General features: G+C 65.2%; 10 protein-coding genes and 4 pseudogenes. 5 read left to right on the top strand and 9 right to left on the bottom strand.

Annotated elements, in window-relative coordinates:
* Positions 1-73: 73 nt before the first annotated feature.
* From A37U_RS0128460 to A37U_RS51995, 3 genes and pseudogenes are all read right to left on the bottom strand, one after another.
* Positions 74-445 (bottom strand): YhgE/Pip family protein, encoded by a 372-nt coding sequence (locus tag A37U_RS0128460; RefSeq protein WP_276142801.1) that lies wholly within the window; start codon positions 443-445, stop codon positions 74-76.
* A 331-nt stretch (positions 446-776) separates the two neighbouring features.
* Complete coding sequence (locus A37U_RS45745; RefSeq protein ID WP_157183084.1) at positions 777-1,610, bottom strand: ANTAR domain-containing protein; 834 nt, start codon at positions 1,608-1,610, stop codon at positions 777-779.
* Between the two features lie 270 nt (positions 1,611-1,880).
* Positions 1,881-2,055 (bottom strand): annotated as a pseudogene (locus A37U_RS51995) (transposase); the annotation flags it as partial.
* Between the two features lie 647 nt (positions 2,056-2,702).
* Between A37U_RS51995 and A37U_RS50260 the strand changes: the two are divergent.
* Positions 2,703-2,991 (top strand): annotated as a pseudogene (locus A37U_RS50260) (transposase); the annotation flags it as partial.
* Between the two features lie 126 nt (positions 2,992-3,117).
* Positions 3,118-4,344 (top strand): epoxide hydrolase family protein, encoded by a 1,227-nt coding sequence (locus A37U_RS0128445; protein ID WP_240437696.1) that lies wholly within the window; start codon positions 3,118-3,120, stop codon positions 4,342-4,344.
* A gap of 401 nt (positions 4,345-4,745) precedes the next feature.
* Here the strand turns inward: A37U_RS0128445 and A37U_RS53970 are convergent.
* The 6 genes and pseudogenes from A37U_RS53970 to A37U_RS0128420 form a co-directional block, all read right to left on the bottom strand.
* A pseudogene (locus A37U_RS53970) lies at positions 4,746-4,955 on the bottom strand (recombinase family protein); the annotation flags it as partial.
* A 279-nt stretch (positions 4,956-5,234) separates the two neighbouring features.
* Positions 5,235-7,229 carry a CocE/NonD family hydrolase gene (locus tag A37U_RS45735; RefSeq protein ID WP_157183083.1) on the bottom strand — a complete coding sequence of 665 codons (1,995 nt, stop codon included), beginning with the start codon at positions 7,227-7,229 and terminating at the stop codon, positions 5,235-5,237.
* 35 nt (positions 7,230-7,264) lie between these two features.
* The gene (locus A37U_RS45730; protein ID WP_020500076.1) at positions 7,265-9,355 is read right to left on the bottom strand and encodes a dipeptide ABC transporter ATP-binding protein; all 2,091 of its coding nucleotides are present in this window, start codon (positions 9,353-9,355) and stop codon (positions 7,265-7,267) included.
* Positions 9,352-10,287 (bottom strand): ABC transporter permease, encoded by a 936-nt coding sequence (locus A37U_RS45725; protein WP_020500075.1) that lies wholly within the window; start codon positions 10,285-10,287, stop codon positions 9,352-9,354. Before A37U_RS45725 ends, A37U_RS45730 begins: the two co-directional genes overlap by 4 nt.
* Positions 10,287-11,249, bottom strand: a complete 963-nt coding sequence (locus A37U_RS0128425; RefSeq protein ID WP_020500074.1) for an ABC transporter permease — start codon at positions 11,247-11,249, stop codon at positions 10,287-10,289. Before A37U_RS0128425 ends, A37U_RS45725 begins: the two co-directional genes overlap by 1 nt.
* Positions 11,246-12,754 (bottom strand): ABC transporter substrate-binding protein, encoded by a 1,509-nt coding sequence (locus A37U_RS0128420; RefSeq protein ID WP_020500073.1) that lies wholly within the window; start codon positions 12,752-12,754, stop codon positions 11,246-11,248. Before A37U_RS0128420 ends, A37U_RS0128425 begins: the two co-directional genes overlap by 4 nt.
* Before the next feature lie 266 nt (positions 12,755-13,020).
* Between A37U_RS0128420 and A37U_RS0128415 the strand changes: the two genes are divergently transcribed.
* From A37U_RS0128415 to A37U_RS52715, 3 genes and pseudogenes are all read left to right on the top strand, one after another.
* The gene (locus A37U_RS0128415) at positions 13,021-13,692 is read left to right on the top strand and encodes a TetR/AcrR family transcriptional regulator (protein WP_205623050.1); all 672 of its coding nucleotides are present in this window, start codon (positions 13,021-13,023) and stop codon (positions 13,690-13,692) included.
* A gap of 294 nt (positions 13,693-13,986) precedes the next feature.
* Positions 13,987-15,517 (top strand): annotated as a pseudogene (locus A37U_RS50250) (ISL3 family transposase).
* Positions 15,518-15,830: 313 nt separating this feature from the next.
* A complete protein-coding gene (locus A37U_RS52715; RefSeq protein WP_020500071.1) occupies positions 15,831-15,974 on the top strand; it encodes a hypothetical protein in 144 nt (47 codons plus the stop codon).
* Positions 15,975-16,045: the final 71 nt, after the last annotated feature.

The following is a 16,045-nucleotide window of genomic DNA, read 5'->3' as shown; positions in this document are numbered from 1 at the left end:
AGAACTGTCGCTCCAGCCCGGCCTGGGTGGCTTCGGTGCGCAGCGACAGGTTTCACGCCGCCTTGTCGGTTGCTCAGAGTTCGACCTCGGGGTGGAGTCGGGAGATGGTCCACACACGTTGTCGTCGGATGGTGAGGGAGGTGAGTGCGAGGAACAGGGCGGCGAACCCGGCGAGTACACCGAGATCGCGGACCAGGTGTGACATGAGGCCGCCCGAGATGGTCACCCGCAGGCCGTCGATCAGATAGGTCATCGGCAGGATCGGGTTGAGTGTCTGGAAAATACCGGGTGTGGTGGGCATGGGATAGAGGCCACCGGATGAGGTGAGCTGCAGGATGAGCAGGACCAGCGAGAGGATGTCGCCGGGCACACCGAGGGCAGTACGCAGGAAGTGGTCGATCGCGACGAAACTCGCCGCGCCGACGGCCAGCAGCAGCATGGTCAGTCCGGCGTGTGCGCAAACCGAGAATGCGCCAGAGCCGTTATCTGGACAGACTCCCTGTCATTCGATCGGCGGGACGTCGGAGAGGTGGATGGTTGCATGATTGCGCGGTGTCGGCGCCTGCGGTCATCCGACTGTGGTCGGCGACAGGGTCAGAGGCCGTTCTGTCGGTGTCCTGGTCGACCGGCAGATTGCGATGATAGCGACATGGCTGCGTTGCGTGCCCTGGGATACGTATCGTGTCTCGCGGGGGTTCAATCGCCGAGGTCGAGCCCGCCGGCTAGGCAAAGCGAACATCGATTGTGCCGAATTGGTCGTCCGGTGATGAGCCCGGTTAATTGAGGCCCTGGCCGTCGTCGTACGGGTCGATGCGGTGGAGACCGTCCCACAAGCCGATCGCCAGTTCCCGCGCTCGGGCTCGCGTTTCGATGCGGCGCTGATCGTTGGCCTGTTGGGCAGGCAGTTGTTCGACGTGTTCGACAAACGCGGTCGCCAGTTCCCGAACCTTGATGTTGGCATCCTGGCTGACTGCGCGCAGCATGCTCCAGGCGTCCGCGGGAGCACAGCGCCGTAACGCCATGATCGCGCCTTTTGCCTGCTCGATCGTGGCACGTGAGGCAAGTGCGTCGAGTACTTGTTCGGATTTCTGGTGGCTCCGTTCGGCGATTCCTGCGATCGTGACCGCACTGGTCACCAATGGTTCATGTCTGGCCAGGATGGCGATCGTGTCGTCGTCGGCGGGGCGGTCGAGATAGACTGACAGGATCACGAGCCCGTCGTCGTCCCAGATCGAAGGCATCGCCGCGGCACCGCTGACCCGCCTGATCTGCTCGTGTTGGCTGGCATCAACCCGTTCGAGAAGCCTGGCCAGCTGCAGATGCGGCCATCGTGAGTCATGCCAGATATCGTCCGTGGCCAGCGGGCCTTCCCACCCCGCCGCCAACAAGGACGGCCCCCATAGTTCGCCGGTGGTCTCCGGGGTCAGTGTGGCGCCGACACCGGTCGCCGCCAACACATACAACTGACCTCCTCCCCGGTTCGGGGCTGGATGAGTAACACTTACCGCAGCGCCTAAGTCCCCAGGCAGGTCGTTTCGTAGGCCCTTCAGGACCGTGTGCAGCAGGTCAGCCAATGGCGTTGCCACCGGCTCAAGCGGGGAGTCGCTCATGTCGCTCCATCGTCGAGGCGTTCTGGTTTCGCGGCCGTCCATGGCCGAGCTGCTGGCCGCGTGCCGAAGCAGTGACGCCCCGACAATTGACAGGAACTGTACTCGGGAAAGATCGAGCACGGCCGAACATACCTGCTTCGTGATCCCGAACTGGTCGAACGCCTGCTGGAGCAGCTGATAGTGCCCGCGTCGAGCTCCCCGAGAACCGTGGATACCACCACCCCATGGTGACCGGCACCGCCGCACCCAGCGCGGTCATACCGCAGTGCTGCAGCCTCGGAGCAAATCGGCCCACGCCTCGGAAAACTCACGGAACCCCCTCGGCGAGCATGACCAGCTCCTTGACGCCATCGGCATGGACCCCGAACATCACCAGCAGGCACACTCGACCCCGTTCCAGACGGACCTCGAAGTGGACCCCGTCAACCCACAGATACCCATAGTCCACCTCGGCCAAGGCCTGAGCGGCGAACATGCGGGGGCATCTTGTCACCGGGTGGATAGGAAGACCGGCGGTGCTCGCGGGCAGACCGTGGCCAGCCGAGGAACTGCTCCACCGCCAGACCGAAATCCCCGTGGAAATCCATGTCAGCGTGTAACAGGCTCGGGCAGGTTCGATGGCCTCGCAGACGTCTGCGAGGACGCGCGCTGCTGCGCCGGCGACCCTGGACCAGGGCCTCGACGTTGTCTGGCGACACGAGTTGTCGGCGCTGTTACGCGGGGAAACGATCCGGCGACCGAGCGGTTGGTAAACGTCCGGTCGCCGACACCACAGTGCCGACGCCACGGTGGCGCCATAGGTCTCGGTTCTCCAGGATCGTTGAGGTGCCGAAGGTGGACTGATGCAGTCGCAGCACTATGAGGTTGTGGAGCGAGACCAGTTGGATGAGGTTGAGAAATACTCGAAACGCCACCGCGGAGAGGGGGAGGCCGCTGGCACCTCTGCCGGTGCGGGTTCGCTGAGCAACGCCGTGGGGCCGGATTGTGCCATTGGGTGAGGACACCGTCGACGGCGTCCATTCACGTCGTCGACGAAGTTGTGTGGTTGTGACTGTTCGGGGTCGTCAACGCCACTGGAACTCAGCCCCGTTGTGGCAACGCGCCTGGGACGACTTCACGCCGTTCCTCGAATATCCACCCGAACTCCGTCGTGTCATTTACACGACGAACCTCATTGAAAACATCAACTTCCAGCTGCGGAAACTCACCAAAAACCGTGGACACTTCGACAGTGACGCAGCCGCTACAAAACTAGTCTGCCTCGGACTCCGAAACATCAACAGCCAAACAAGGAGGCGAGTCAAGAACCGGGACACGGGGATGGAAAAACGCACTCAACACTCTTGTCGCGCTCTTTCCAGACCGACTCACCATCCACTAGAATAACAAAGTAAGCATCCGCGGCTTACACGAAAATCATGACAAAACCACAACACCCGCCTCGTCCCCCGCGTGCTGTTCCCCCGCCGCCCTGTCCTGACCCACTGATCGTCACCTCGCGGGGAGGTTGTGGCGACCGACACCGTTCCGATCGGGTGATAGAGAACAGTTTCTGACCTGTGCGAACTATAGATTAATCTTCATGAACACTGACATCGATCCCTTCCGCATCCATATTCCGCAGGCTGACCTCGATGATCTGCGTGAGCGCCTAGCCCGTACCCGATCGCCGTACCCGGTGCCGAGCACCGAATCATCGTGGGACCGGGGCATCCCATCCGATTACCTCCATAAGCTGGCCACCTACTGGGCCAACGGGTTCGATTGGCGCGCCCATGAGGCCGAGCTGAACACCTTCGAGCAGTTCGTCACCGAGATCGACGGGCAAACTATTCATTTCCTGCATCTGCGTTCGCCTGAGCCGAACGCCACGCCGCTGTTGCTCAACCACAGCTACCCAACCTCGTTCGTAGAGTTCCTCGCAGCGAGCGGGCCACTGACCGATCCACGCGCCCACGGCGGTGACCCGGCCGACGCGTTCCATGTGGTCATCCCCTCGCTGCCCGGCTTCGTCTTCTCGAGCCCGCTCTCGGCGCGCGGCTGGAACTTCGAGCGGACCGCGCTGGCGTTCGGGGAGCTGATGGCCCGCCTGGGCTACGAGCGCTTCGGCGTCGAGGGAGGCGACATCGGCGCCGGTGTGACCGGCCGGGTAGCGGCGCTACTGCCCGACCGAGTGATCGGTGCCCACACCCACGGTGACCGGCTCCAGCTTGGTATGGTCGGTGAGGATCTCCCGGTCCCAGACGGTCTGAGTGCTGACGAACGCAGCGAACTCGAGGCGGCGCAACGACGCTGGTCGCAGATGAAGGGCTACCGGGTGCTGCATTCGACCGAGCCCAATGCCTTGTCGGCGGGTCTGACCGATTCCCCGATCCTGCAGCTGGCCTGGATCGCCGAGAAGTTCGTCGAGTGGGCTAATCCCGCGACACCGATCAGCCACGAGAACGTCCTGATCACCACCAGTCTCTACTGGTTCACTCGCACCGGACCCGCGGCGGCCGATTTCTACTGGGAACTGGCCCACGCCGAGAACACCGGCTGGGGCGGATCTTCTCCGGTACCCTACGGCCAGTCCCTGTTCTACAGCGACCCACTCGTGGCCAAGGTCCTCGGCGCCACCGACAGCGTCGCCTTCTTCCGCGAGCACGCCGAAGGCGGGCATTTCCCTGCGTTCGAAGTTCCCGACCTGTTCGTCGACGACGTCCGCGCCTTCTTCCGGCAACTTCGACACTGACAGCGAGTCGCCCGACAGAAGGCGATCACGCCGACCGCGATGGGTGTCCAGATGGAGACTTGACCGGTTTGCATGGACGACATCGCTCCGTTCCCCGTGCGGGTCAGCTGCGAGTTCGGAGTGCGGTGAAGTCGGTGCGGGCCTGTTCGACGGCCTCGGGGTACGCCGCGCGTTTTGCGTGTTCGGCCAGCGCGCGTTAGATGTTGGCGAGGCTCGGGCTCTGGCCTTTGCGTTCGTCGGCGGGGAGGATCAGATCCGGTCGGTTGTCGTCCACCGACTCGCCGTTCGCGCGGCGGCCCAGCAGTATGAATCATGTCGTCGATGATGACCGGCAGCCTGCCCCCATGATTTTCCTTACGAACAGCGGTGTTCAGACCCTCCAATGTGTTTTCGCGGTCGGTTTCGGCCATCGCGCCGAAGAAGGAGCAAGGAATCCACCCGAAGCGGGACGGATCGTAGATTCCGGCCAGCGGCTTAGCGAGCATCTCCAGCACGATCCCATGCGCGGTGAGGTGGTCGGCCAGTGCGGTCAACTCGGAGGAGTAGCGCCCCAGGCGCTTGAGCTCGTGGACGGTGAAGATGACCCGGCAGTGCGGGGCGTGGGCCTTGATCTCCCGGCACGTTTCGAGGGCGGGCTCGAACTTGGGCCGGACCCGTGTCTTGTTTCAAGGATCTGGCCGGGTTTGATCTTGATCCGTTGTTCGGTTGGGCGCGGGATAGATTGCCGTTCGTGCTCTTCTCCGGTGGCTGGTGGTCGAGGAAGAGCACGAACGTGTAGGCGGGCCTCCTTGAAGTCGATGTGGACGCCGTTTGTTGCGGGGGCGTTGTGTTCGGTGAGAACTGGGTTCTATGGCATGCTGCTTGTTTCTGAACCCGTTGGCACGGTGGGGTTAGCAGAGGTTTCGGGGGATGGTGGTTGCCCAGCTTCGGGTGTGGTGGGGGTGGTCGTCGATGGTGAGGGTGAGGTCGATGGTGATGTGGAAGTGGGTGTCGGTGCCGCGTATGGAGGTGGCCGAGACGGCTTGGATGGTGCCGGATGGTCGGCGGATGATGGAGGTGTGTTTTCCGCGTGCGCTGGTTTGGGCGGGTTTGTCGGGGTCGGTGTGGGTGTGGAAGTCGTAGTGGCGTTCGACGGTGGTGTGGGCGTTGACGCGGTCGGTGTAGTCGAAGTGGTAGCTGACTCGTGCTTGGCGGGTGAGGGCATCGCGTTCGATGCGCCATGCCGGTGGGTTGGGTTCGTGCCGGAGTGGTTCGGGTTGCTCGGGTGCGGGCTGGAATTCGGGGGTGGTGAGTGCGGGTGTGGCTGGGGCGGTGGGCAGGGTCAGCCGTGACGGGTGGCCGGTGCCGCGGTGGATGGTGCTGGTGGCGGGTTCGGGGGTTGGCCAGACGTTGGGCCAGTCGGTGTTGGCGATGGTCAGGCGTAGCCGGTGGCCTTTTTGGAATCGCCATGCGGTGGTGTCGATCTGGATGGTGAGCGCGTATTCCTGGCCGGGTTCGAGTGGTTCCGGTTTGGTGAGCGAGTTCCGGCGGGTGGCGTTGAGGATGCCTTTCGCGACGAGTTGGGAGGATCCGTCGGGGGCGACATCGGAGAGGTTGGTGGTGAAGCCGAGCACGGTCGCGGTGGTGGAGATGTGTAGTTGCACGCTGGGGCGGCCGAGGATGTGTAGGTCCTCGGTGAGTGCCGGGGAGGTGTAGGTGAGGCCGAGGGCTTCGTCGGGGCGTTGGTCGCTGGGCAGGCCGAAGGGGACTCCGCCGGACCAGAGGCCGCCGCAGGTTCCGACGGTGGCGTCGTAGACGAGGGTGTCGGTTCCGTGCGCGCTGGTCCCGGTTTGGAGGGTGCCCTGGTTGCCGAGGTGGTAGGTGGTTTCACTGCACCCTTCTGGTGTCCAGGATCGTTCGGCTCGCCAGCGGCCCGGTTGGTGGGTGCGGTCGGGGTCGACGGGTGGTTCGTAGTGTTGTTCGTAGACCAAGACGGGTGCCGCATCGGGGTCGGGGGCGTTGCGGCACCAGTGATCGAGCCAGCGTAGGACTTCGTGGAGGTGGTCGATGCGGGGGCCGGGGGTTGCCGAGTCGGGCACGGCGTGGTTCCAGGGTCCGGCGAGTACGCGTTTGGGTACGGTCAGTTTCTCGTACAGGCGCGGGAGTGCGTTCTTGTAGCCGTCGGCCCAGCCGCCGATCATGAACACCGGGCACTGGATCTGTTCGGCGATGTCGCCGACGGAACCGTGTCGCCAGTAGGGGCCATCGGTCTGGTTGCTCAGCCACGGCAGTAGGTAGGGTTCGTTATCTGCCAGGTGTTTCCGCCATACCTCGGCCCAGTCCTGGGACCATTCAGGTTCGGACGGCAGGGCGTTGTAGGCGACCATGAAGGTGCCGTAGAAGCCGATGTCGTAGTACAGGCGGGGATGTCCGCCGACGTGGTGGCAGTCGTCGCGGTAGCGGTCGTCGGTGAAGTACATCGGGATGATCGAACGCAGGTGTGGTGGTTGGGTGGCGGCGACCTGGAGTGCGGTGAATCCGCCGTAGGAGATGCCCATCATGTTGACGTTGCCGTCGCAGAAGGGTTGCCGCGCGAGCCATTCGATGGCGTCGTAGCCGTCCTGTTGTTCCTGGGGCACGTATTCGTCGACAACGGTTCCGGCGGAGGCGCCGGTTCCGCGTACGTCGAGGCGGGCGACGATGTATCCGTTTTTGGGTAGTTCGGTGTAGAAGCGTTTTTCGGAGTCGATCTCGTCTTTGCGGTAGGGCTGGAATTCGAGCACCAGAGGCCAGGGCCCGGTGCCTTCCCCGGGCAGGTAGAGGTCCGCGGACAGGTGCACGCCGTCGCGCATCGGGATGCGCACACCGCGCTGGATCACGCCTTGCCAGACGTGGCTTGTCGACATTCGAAGCTCCTTGGTCGAAGGGAATCGTTGAGGGGTCAGTTGGTGGCCGGTTCGAGTGTTCCGGCCGCCATGTCGTGGGCGAAGTGACAGGCCGACAGGTGCCCGGCCCCGTTCGGCTCGTCGAGCGGTGTGGGAACGGGGGCGGTGGTGCGGCACAGGTCGCGGGCGAAGGAACATCGGGGGTGGAACCGGCACCCCTGTGGCGGGGCGTCCGGGGAGGGCACCTCGCCCGCGACGAGTAGTCGGCGCCTGCGCAGCCGTGCTCCCGGTTCGGGATCGGGAACGAGGTCCAGCAGTGCCTTCGTGTAGGGGTGCGCTGGGCGGGTGATGAGGTCATCGACGGTGCCGCGTTCCACGATCTGCCCGAAGTACATCACGCAGATTTCGTCGGCCACGGCGATGACTTGCGGCAGGCTGTGGCTGATCAGTACCACGGTCAGGCCGCGGTTGGTCCGCAGATCCGCGAGGAGGTTGATGGTCGAGGCTGCGGCGGACTGGTCCAGTCCGGAGGTGGGTTCGTCGGCAACGACGAGATCCGGTTCACAGGCCAGGGCGCGGGCGATCCCGACCCTGCGGGCCTGTCCACCGGAGAGCTGGGCGGGATAGGCGCGGGCCAGCGAAGCGGGCAGGTTCACCGCGGCGAGTAGTTGCGCGGTCGTGCGGCGGTTTTCCGGTTCGATGCGGTGGATCCGGTAGGGCTCGGTCACCTGTTCACCGATGCGCACGCGCGGGGAGAGGCTGGAGTACGGATTCTGGAAGATCATCTGCACCCGGCGGCGGAACCGGCGGGTCGCGGCGGTGGACAGCCGTGTGGTGTCGGTCTGGTCGAAAGTCATCGCACCGTGGGTGGGGTCGAGCAGCTTCACGAAGACCTCGCCGAGCGTGGTCTTGCCCGAGCCCGACTCACCAACGATGCCCACGACCGTGCCACGGCGCAGCGTCAGCGAGACCCCGTCCACGGCCCGCACCGGTGCCCTGCGGCGCGTGGCGGGCACGAACCGGGACCGGCTGCCACCGAAATGCACCGCCACGTCCTCGGCGAGCATCAGTGGGGCCTTCTCAGGTGGTGTTTCGGAACCTTGACCGGTATCGGTGTCCGCGGTACGCCAATCCTCCACCGAGGGCGGATCCGGCCAGATCTCGGCGTTCTCCGGGGCGAGGGCGAAACACCGTGCGGTGCCCCCGTCGGTGGGGTGCAGCTCGGGGGCGGCGCTGGTGCACAGTTCGGTGGCGTGCAGGCAGCGGGGCGCGAAACCACACGCGGCCAGCGGCTGCTCGACGTCGGGCATGCGGCCGTCCACAGTGGCCAGTCGCCTGCCGCGAGTGGCCGGGGTGGGGACCGCGGCGTTGAGGGCCTGGGTGTAGGGGTGTGCCGGTTGGGCGAGCACGGCGGTTGCGGTGGTTTCCTCGATGACCCGGCCCGCGTACAGGACCGCGACACGGTCACAGAACTGGGACACCACACCAAGGTCGTGCGAGATGAACAGCAACGAGGTGCCGTGATTGTCGCGCACACGCAACAACAACTCGAGAATCTGCGCCTCGAGAGTGAGATCGAGCGCCGAGGTGGCTTCGTCGGCGATGATCAGTTTGGGGTCGAGCAGCAGCGCCATCGCGATCATCACCCGCTGGCGCATCCCGCCGGAGAGTTCGTGCGGGTAGCGGCCCAGTGCCCGCTGCGGGTTCGGGATGCCGACCTCGGTCAGCCCGGAGATTACCTGTTCGCGGTTGTCTCGCGCCGAGCCGTGTTTGCCCGGATGGGCGCCCAGCACTTGGGTCAGTTGTGCGCCGACCGGCATGCGGGGGTTGAGGCTGGTGGATGGGTCCTGGAAGATCACCGCGATCTCGCTGCCCCGCACGCCGCGCATCGCCTCGTCGGAGAGCTCGGTGAGATCACCCCGGCCGCGCAGCTCGATGCGGCCACCGAGGATGCGGCCGTTGGGTGGCAGCAGACCCATGATGGCGGTGCTCAGTGTCGATTTGCCGCAGCCGGACTCGCCGACCACCCCGAGGATCTCTTGCTCCCCGATCTCCAGGTTTACCCGGTCCAGGGCGAGCCGGTGGCTGCCTGCGCTGGTATAGCCGACCGAGAGGTCCTGCACGCTCAGTGTGGCTTCGGTAGTCAACGGTGATTCCTCCTCAACCGGGACAGCAGCCCTCGGCGCTTGCCCTGGCGGCCGGGGTCGAGCGTGTCCCGCAGTGACTCGCCGAGCACCAGGAACGCGGCAGTCAGCACGATCAGCGCGAGGATCGGGCCGACGACACCCCAGGGGGACGCGGCGATGTTGGTGAATCCGTCGCCCAGCATTACACCCCAGTCGGATGTCGGCGGCTGCACGCCGAGACCGAGGAAGGCCAGGCCAGCCTCGTCGACGATCGCGCCGGGGACGTCCATCGCCACGACGGTCAGCAGCTCGGGTACGACGTTCGGGAACAGGTGCCTGCCCAGTACCCGGCGCCTGCTCGCGCCGAGCGCCCGCTCGGTCTTGGCGTACCCGACCTCACGCTGGGCGAGTGTCTGGGCGCGCACCAGGCGTCCGTAGTAGGGGACGAGTGCGATGCCGATCACGAAGATCACGCTGCCGACCGAAGGGCCGAGCAGGGTCAGCAGCGCGAGTCCGAGGATGACGGCGGGAAACGAGATCAGCGTGTCGAACACCACGACCAGCACCCGGTCGAGCCAGCCGCGCAGATAGCCGGCGAGCATCCCCAGCACCGCGCCGACCACGAACGCGCCGAACACCGCAGGCAGCGCGATCTCCAGGGCGACTCTGCTGCCGTAGATGGTGCGGGACAGGTTGTCCCGGCCGAGCGAGTCGGTTCCCAGCCAGTGCTGCACCGAGGGCGCGCTCAGTCGGGTGTACACGTCGATGTGGGTGGGGTCATACGGCGCGATGACCGGAGCGAGTAGCGCCAGCAGGATCAGCGCGAGGATCACCGCCGTCGAGATCGCCGCGCTGGGGCGGCTGCTGAGCTTGGACAGCAGTTCCCGGACCCGGCTCTGTGCACCAGGTCCTGCCGGTAGGTCGCGGGCCACGGAGGGTTTGATGACCGCCATCAGAGGAACGCCTCCGTCCGGTTGTCCAGGCGCAGCCGCGGATCGAGGAACTGATAAGCGAGGTCGGCCAGCAAATTGCCGAGGATGAACGCCGCGGCGTAGATCAGCACGATCGCGCGGACTATCGGCCAGTCCCGGTTGCCGACCGCGGAGACGGCGAGGCTGCCGATGCCCGGCCGGTTGAAGATCACCTCCGTGTAGACCGTGCCGGTCAGGACATAGCCCAACAGCAGCCCGGTCAGGGCGGTGATCGGCACCAGCGCGTTCTTCAACGCGACCCGATACAGCGTCGTCTGCTTGGACAGGCCGTAGGCGCGGGCCGTGCGCACATACGGCTGGCCGAGCACCTCCAGCAGACTGCCGCGCACCAGCCGGGCCAGATAAGCCCACCAGAACACCGCAAGGGCGAGCGCGGGCAGCAGCAGGTGCGCTAGATAGTCACCCGGATCCGCCAGGTTCCCCGCACCGAGCGCGGGAAGTAGATGGTTGTCCACCGCGAACCACAGCAGCAGCAACAGCGCGACCACATAGGGTGGCATGCTCAACAGCAGCACCGAGAACGCGCGGATGCACCGGTCGATGATCCCGCCCTTGCGGACCGCGGCGATCAGCCCCATCGGGATCCCGACTATCAGCGCCAGCACGATACTGGCCAGGCTCAGCAGCGCGGTGTTCGCCAGCGCGGTGCCGATCTCACTGGTCACCGGCTGCCCGGAAATGTAGTCCTGGCCGAGATCCCCGCGCAGTGCGTCGCCGACGAATGTCAGCACCTGCTGCGGCACCGAGTCGTCGAGGCCGAGGTTGCGCCGAACCTGGGCCATCAGCTCGGGTGTGGCGTGGTTGCCCAGGATGGTGCGGGCCGGATCCCCGGGGATGAACTGGATAAGCAGCACCAGAAGGATCATGACCAGCAGCAGCACCAGTATCGCCAGGCTCAGCCGCTTCACCAGGTAGCCGATCATGAGGCGACCCGGTAGAAGTAGTGCAGCTGGGGGTTTCCGTTGCCGTCGAACACGGCGCGGACACCGGATTTGCTCAGGCCGAAGTTCACCGCCTGCGAGGCGAACACGTACGCCGATCCGGAGTCCATGAGCCGCTGCATGCGAACGGCGATTTCCTTGCGCTGCCGCGGATCGGTGGTCGTGCCGAGCTGATCGTGCAGGTGATCGTACTCCGGTTCGCTCCAGGACGCGTAGTTCCACACCCCGAGCTGGTCGTGGGTGAACCACTCCAGCTGGAAATAGGGGTCCGGTGCGCCGGCGAAGTTTCCCCACAGCAGTCCGGCGGCTCCTGGCTGGCTGACGAAACTGTCCGGCGCCGTGGCGATGATCTCCACCGCGATACCGACATCTTTGAGATTGGACTGGATCACCTGCATCACCGCATTCGGATCGCCCGTGGTGATCGAAATGTTCGGCGTCGCGATGGGAAGCGACAGATCCCGCACTCCCGCCTGCGCGAGCAGCCGCCTGGCCTTCCCGACATCCCGCTCGTAGCTCGGTGCTTCGGGCCAGTATCCCACGTCGAGCTCGCGGGCGACCGCCGCCTTCAGCCTGCTCGAGGGCGGAACCCGATTCGCGAGGTTGATCTCCTCGATATCGACCGCGCACCGGATCGCCTGCCGGACCCGGATATCGCGTAACACCGGATGCTGGGCGTCGATGGCGAGGAAGTAGGAATTCAGTGCCTGCTTCGGCCGGTACGCGGTGAACCGCGGATCATCGGCCAACAACTGCACATCCAGGGCGCCGAGGGTGTCAGCAAAATCCACCTCGCCGCTTTCGATCGGCACGGTCAGCGCCTGCCCCGAAGAACGGGCACTGTTCGGTGCCAGCACCAGATCGATCTCATCAAAAGCGTTGTGCGCGCCCAATTCCTGGTTGCCGCCGTGATAGTGGGCGAACCGGCGCAGTTTCATGTGCGAGTTCGGCGAATAACTCACCAGCTCATACGGACCGGTACCGACCGGATTCTGCGAAGCACTCGCACCGTATTTCTCGATCGCCTTCCGGGACACGATCCAACCGCTGCTGGCGAACGGTAGCGTGATGGTCTCGAACGGAACGAAGGGCTTGCGGAACCGGATCTCACCCGAATACCGACCGGTGACCGTGACACCGGTCAGATCGGAGAAATCCGCGGCATAGAACGAGGTATTGTCCTTCGCCGCACCGGGGTAGAGCGGGACAAGCCCGGCGGCGCGTTCGAACGAGTACTTCACATCCTCGGCGGTCAGCTCCCCGAAACCACGGTGGAACTGCACACCCGCACGCAGCACGAACCGATAGGCGAGACCGTCCGGGCTCTTCTCGATCGAGCGAGCCAGCAGATTCCGGGCCGCCCAGCGCGACTGACCGCTCGGATAAGCCATGAGCCCCTCGTAGATCGAGCTCAACGGCATCTGCGGGTAATCGAACAGATTCGTGACCGTGTCGTAGTTTCCCCCATCGCCCAGCGGACCGACCATGAGCCGCCCACCCTGCTTCGCAGCCGGAGGCGGAGCGGAAGCAGACGCATACCGAGTACCGGCAGCCGGGCTCGAACACGCCGCGAGCCCGGGAACGGCCACCGCGGACACGCCAAAAGCCAATGCCGGTTTCAGGAACTGCCGTCGACTCAACGACATCAGCACGACCCTCGCGGGCACATTCGCGGCACGCCCTGCTCGTACTCCGGCTCGAACGATGCCATCGCTGCCTCCCGTTGAGCTCCACCCACCCGCTTATCGGGCAAGTGACCGATAGAACTGATGGGGGCAGATCTAATAGCATTCGGAGCATGTCGTCAAGAGTCACCGGCAATCGAGTGCGGAAAGCACCCGCCGAACGACGCGCCGAAATCGTCGAGGCCGCCGCACGGCTCGCGCTGACCGAGGGCCTGGAATGCATCACGCTGCGCCGTGTCGCCGACATGCTCGCCATCCGCAACAGCACCGTCGGACACTACTTCCCGGCCACCGAGGACCTCGTCGCCGAAACCTTCGGCCACGTCGCCGAAACCGAACTCTCCACCCTGATCAGCGCCGACAACGAAGCCACGCCAACCCAGCGGCTGGCGCACTTTCTCTCGCTGGCGCTGTCGGCCGAGTTCCACGACGTCAACCGACTCTGGCTCAACGCGCGCCACCTCGCCCGCTACCGCCCAACCCTGCGCGAACGTGTCATCCGGCAAGGCGACCACTGGCGCGAACGACTCACCAGCCTCATCCAGAGTGGCATCGACACCGACGAATTCCACACCACCGACGCCGAAGCGGTCGCACTGAAAATCCTCGTCGTCATCGACGGCCTCAGCGCCGACCTCAACGCCGACCCCCGATTCCCTACCACGGTCCAGCAGATGGCCGTTGACCTCGCCGAAACCGAACTACACCTGGCCCCCGGAACACTCCGGCACACGCCATGACCCATTCGGTTCGGCCGCACCGTCCGGGCCGAGTGCCGGATCAATCGCAAAAGCGCCGACCGCGTCGATGGTCTTTGTCGGAGTCGAGATATACCCTGACCGGAACACGACACCAAGGGCCTGGTGCGGTCGAATCGTGTTGTACAGCACCCGAAACCGTTCCACCTCGACCGCGAGCGCGGGGACTGTCCGACGACTGGCTCTGGCCCGAATCCGGTGGTGACGGTGCGTGTCGGTGTCTGTCGGATGCGGTGGCTCGGGCCAGTGTGAGGCCAGTGCAATGTTGATCGACTTCTGAAGTTGGTGTTCGCGGGGCTGTCGTCCCTGGTCATCGACGGTGTAGAGGAGGACGCGGGGTGTCTCGTGGTGTGGGCATCAACGCCGCCTGGCCCGGTGGTATGCCCGGGATGCGCGGCCCGGACGGGCCGTGTGCATGGCTACTTCCGTAGGCAGATCGCCGACATGCCGGTCGGTGGGCGGCGCGTGTTGATACGACTCCGGGCACGCCGGATGCGTTGGCCCAGCCTTGAGTGTCCAAGGCAGACTTTCCGTGAGCAGGTGGCCGGCGTAATCGAGCGGTATCAGCGGCGCACCGTGCGGTTGACAAGGCAGGTGGGCGGCGTGGTCCGGGAGTTGGCTGGGCGTGCCGGCGCGCGAGTGCTGGGCGGGCTTGGAGTCGTGCTGTCGCGGCAGACTGCGCTGCGGCCGCTGCTGAAGCTGCCGTTACCGGCCTCGGCGACGCCGCGCGTGATCGGGGTGGACGATTTCGCGCTGTGTAAGCGAAAGCGCTACGCCACTGTGATCATCAATGCGGAGACCGGCGAGCGGGTCGACGTGCTGCCGGAGCGCAAGACCGAGGTGCTCGAAGCCTGGTTACGGGAGCACCCCGATGTCGAGGTGGTCTGCCGGGATGGCTCGGCCGCCTACGCCGAAGCGATCCGTCGTGCCCTGCCCGACGCGGTGCAGGTCGCCGACCGGTGGCACCTCTGGCATAACCTCGCCGAGGCCGTCATCAAAGAGGTCGCCGCGCACAGCAGCTGCTGGGGCAAGACCGGACCACCGCCGCGAGAGGGCATCCAAGCCCAGACCACACGGCAGCGCTGGCGGCAGGTCCATGACCTGCTCGATGCCGATGTCGGCCTGCTGGAATGCGCCCGCCGGCTGAATCTTGCACTCAACACGGTCAAGCGCTACGCCCGGATCAGCGCACCCGAGCGGCTGGTCCGGGCGCCGAAGTAGCGCCCCACGTTGGTCGACCCTTACCGGGAGCATCTGCGACCCCACCGTGAAATCGACCCCGCCGTGAAGTCGACCCGCCGTTCCGGTACAGACGCTGTTCGCCGAGATCACACAGCTCGGCTACCCCGACAGCCTCAACCTACTCTACCGCTACATCACCTAAGGCCGCGTCGAATCCGACCGGCCGGCCATCTCCCCACGGCGCCTGGCCCGCTACCTGCTCACACGACCAGACCGGCTCAAAGCCCACCAGCGAGAACGGCTCAACGCCGCGGTGCCCGCCTGCCCCGAGATGACAGCGCTGGCCGGTCTCGTCGGCGACTTCGCTGCCCTTTTGGCCCCCACAGCCGGCAACGAATTGCGCCTCACCGGCTGGATCGACCAGGCCCGGGGCGAGGATCTGCCCCATCTGCACGCGTTCACTCGCGGGCTCGAGCTCGACCGCGACGCCGTCAATGCCACCCTCACTTGTCCATTCCACAATGGACGAACCGAAGGTGTGAACACCAAGACGAAGGCGATCAAGCGGCAGTTACACGGACGCGCAGCTTTCCCACTCCTACGCCACCGCATCCTGCTCGGCTGAACTACACGGCGTCACCACCGGATTCGGGCCAGAGCCGTTATCTGGACAGACCCGCCGGAGTTGATCTTGTTCTGGCGTTCGGCTGGGTGTTGTCGGGTGTACGTGCGGGGCACTGCACTTCGGCGTAGGCATCGTCGACGGCGGCCAGAGCCGGTTATCGGAGGCCATGGTGATCGGTGCTGGTTGCTCACCCCTGGTTGCCTGGCTTGATCGCGGACGGCTTCCGGGAACGGTCATTACGTAGATGGGGCTGCTGAAGGGATCTGTGACATCTGAGATTGCTTGCTGATGTGCAGGCTGAAAGGATGTTGCTGTGCCCAAGCCCTACCCGCGCGAGTTTCGTGAGGATGTTGTCCGGGTCGCCCGCAACCGCGAGTCGGGCGTGACGATCGAGCAGGTCGCCAGTGACTTTGGGGTCCATCCGATGACGTTGGGAGAAGTGGCTGCGTCAGGCTGACGTCGGGGACGAGGTTAAGCCTGGCGTCACGACGAACGCGGCGCAAGAGCTTCGGGAGCTCAAGCGTCGCA

Source organism: Sciscionella marina DSM 45152, assembly GCF_000379465.1.
Classification (GTDB): Bacteria; Actinomycetota; Actinomycetes; order Mycobacteriales; family Pseudonocardiaceae; genus Sciscionella; species Sciscionella marina.
The sequence above is the reverse complement of the archived record's forward strand: the minus strand, read 5'-3'. Positions and strand labels throughout refer to the sequence as shown.

Excerpts from the sequence above, each read along its gene's own strand:
- A37U_RS0128420 (WP_020500073.1), bottom strand. The coding sequence starts at position 12,754 with ATGGTCGGTCCGCTGGGCGATGGGGGAAACTACGACACGGTCACGAAT.
- A37U_RS0128425 (WP_020500074.1), bottom strand. The coding sequence starts at position 11,249 with ATGATCGGCTACCTGGTGAAGCGGCTGAGCCTGGCGATACTGGTGCTG.
- A37U_RS45725 (WP_020500075.1), bottom strand. The coding sequence starts at position 10,287 with ATGGCGGTCATCAAACCCTCCGTGGCCCGCGACCTACCGGCAGGACCT.
- A37U_RS45745 (WP_157183084.1), bottom strand. The coding sequence starts at position 1,610 with ATGAGCGACTCCCCGCTTGAGCCGGTGGCAACGCCATTGGCTGACCTG.
- A37U_RS45735 (WP_157183083.1), bottom strand. The coding sequence starts at position 7,229 with ATGTCGACAAGCCACGTCTGGCAAGGCGTGATCCAGCGCGGTGTGCGC.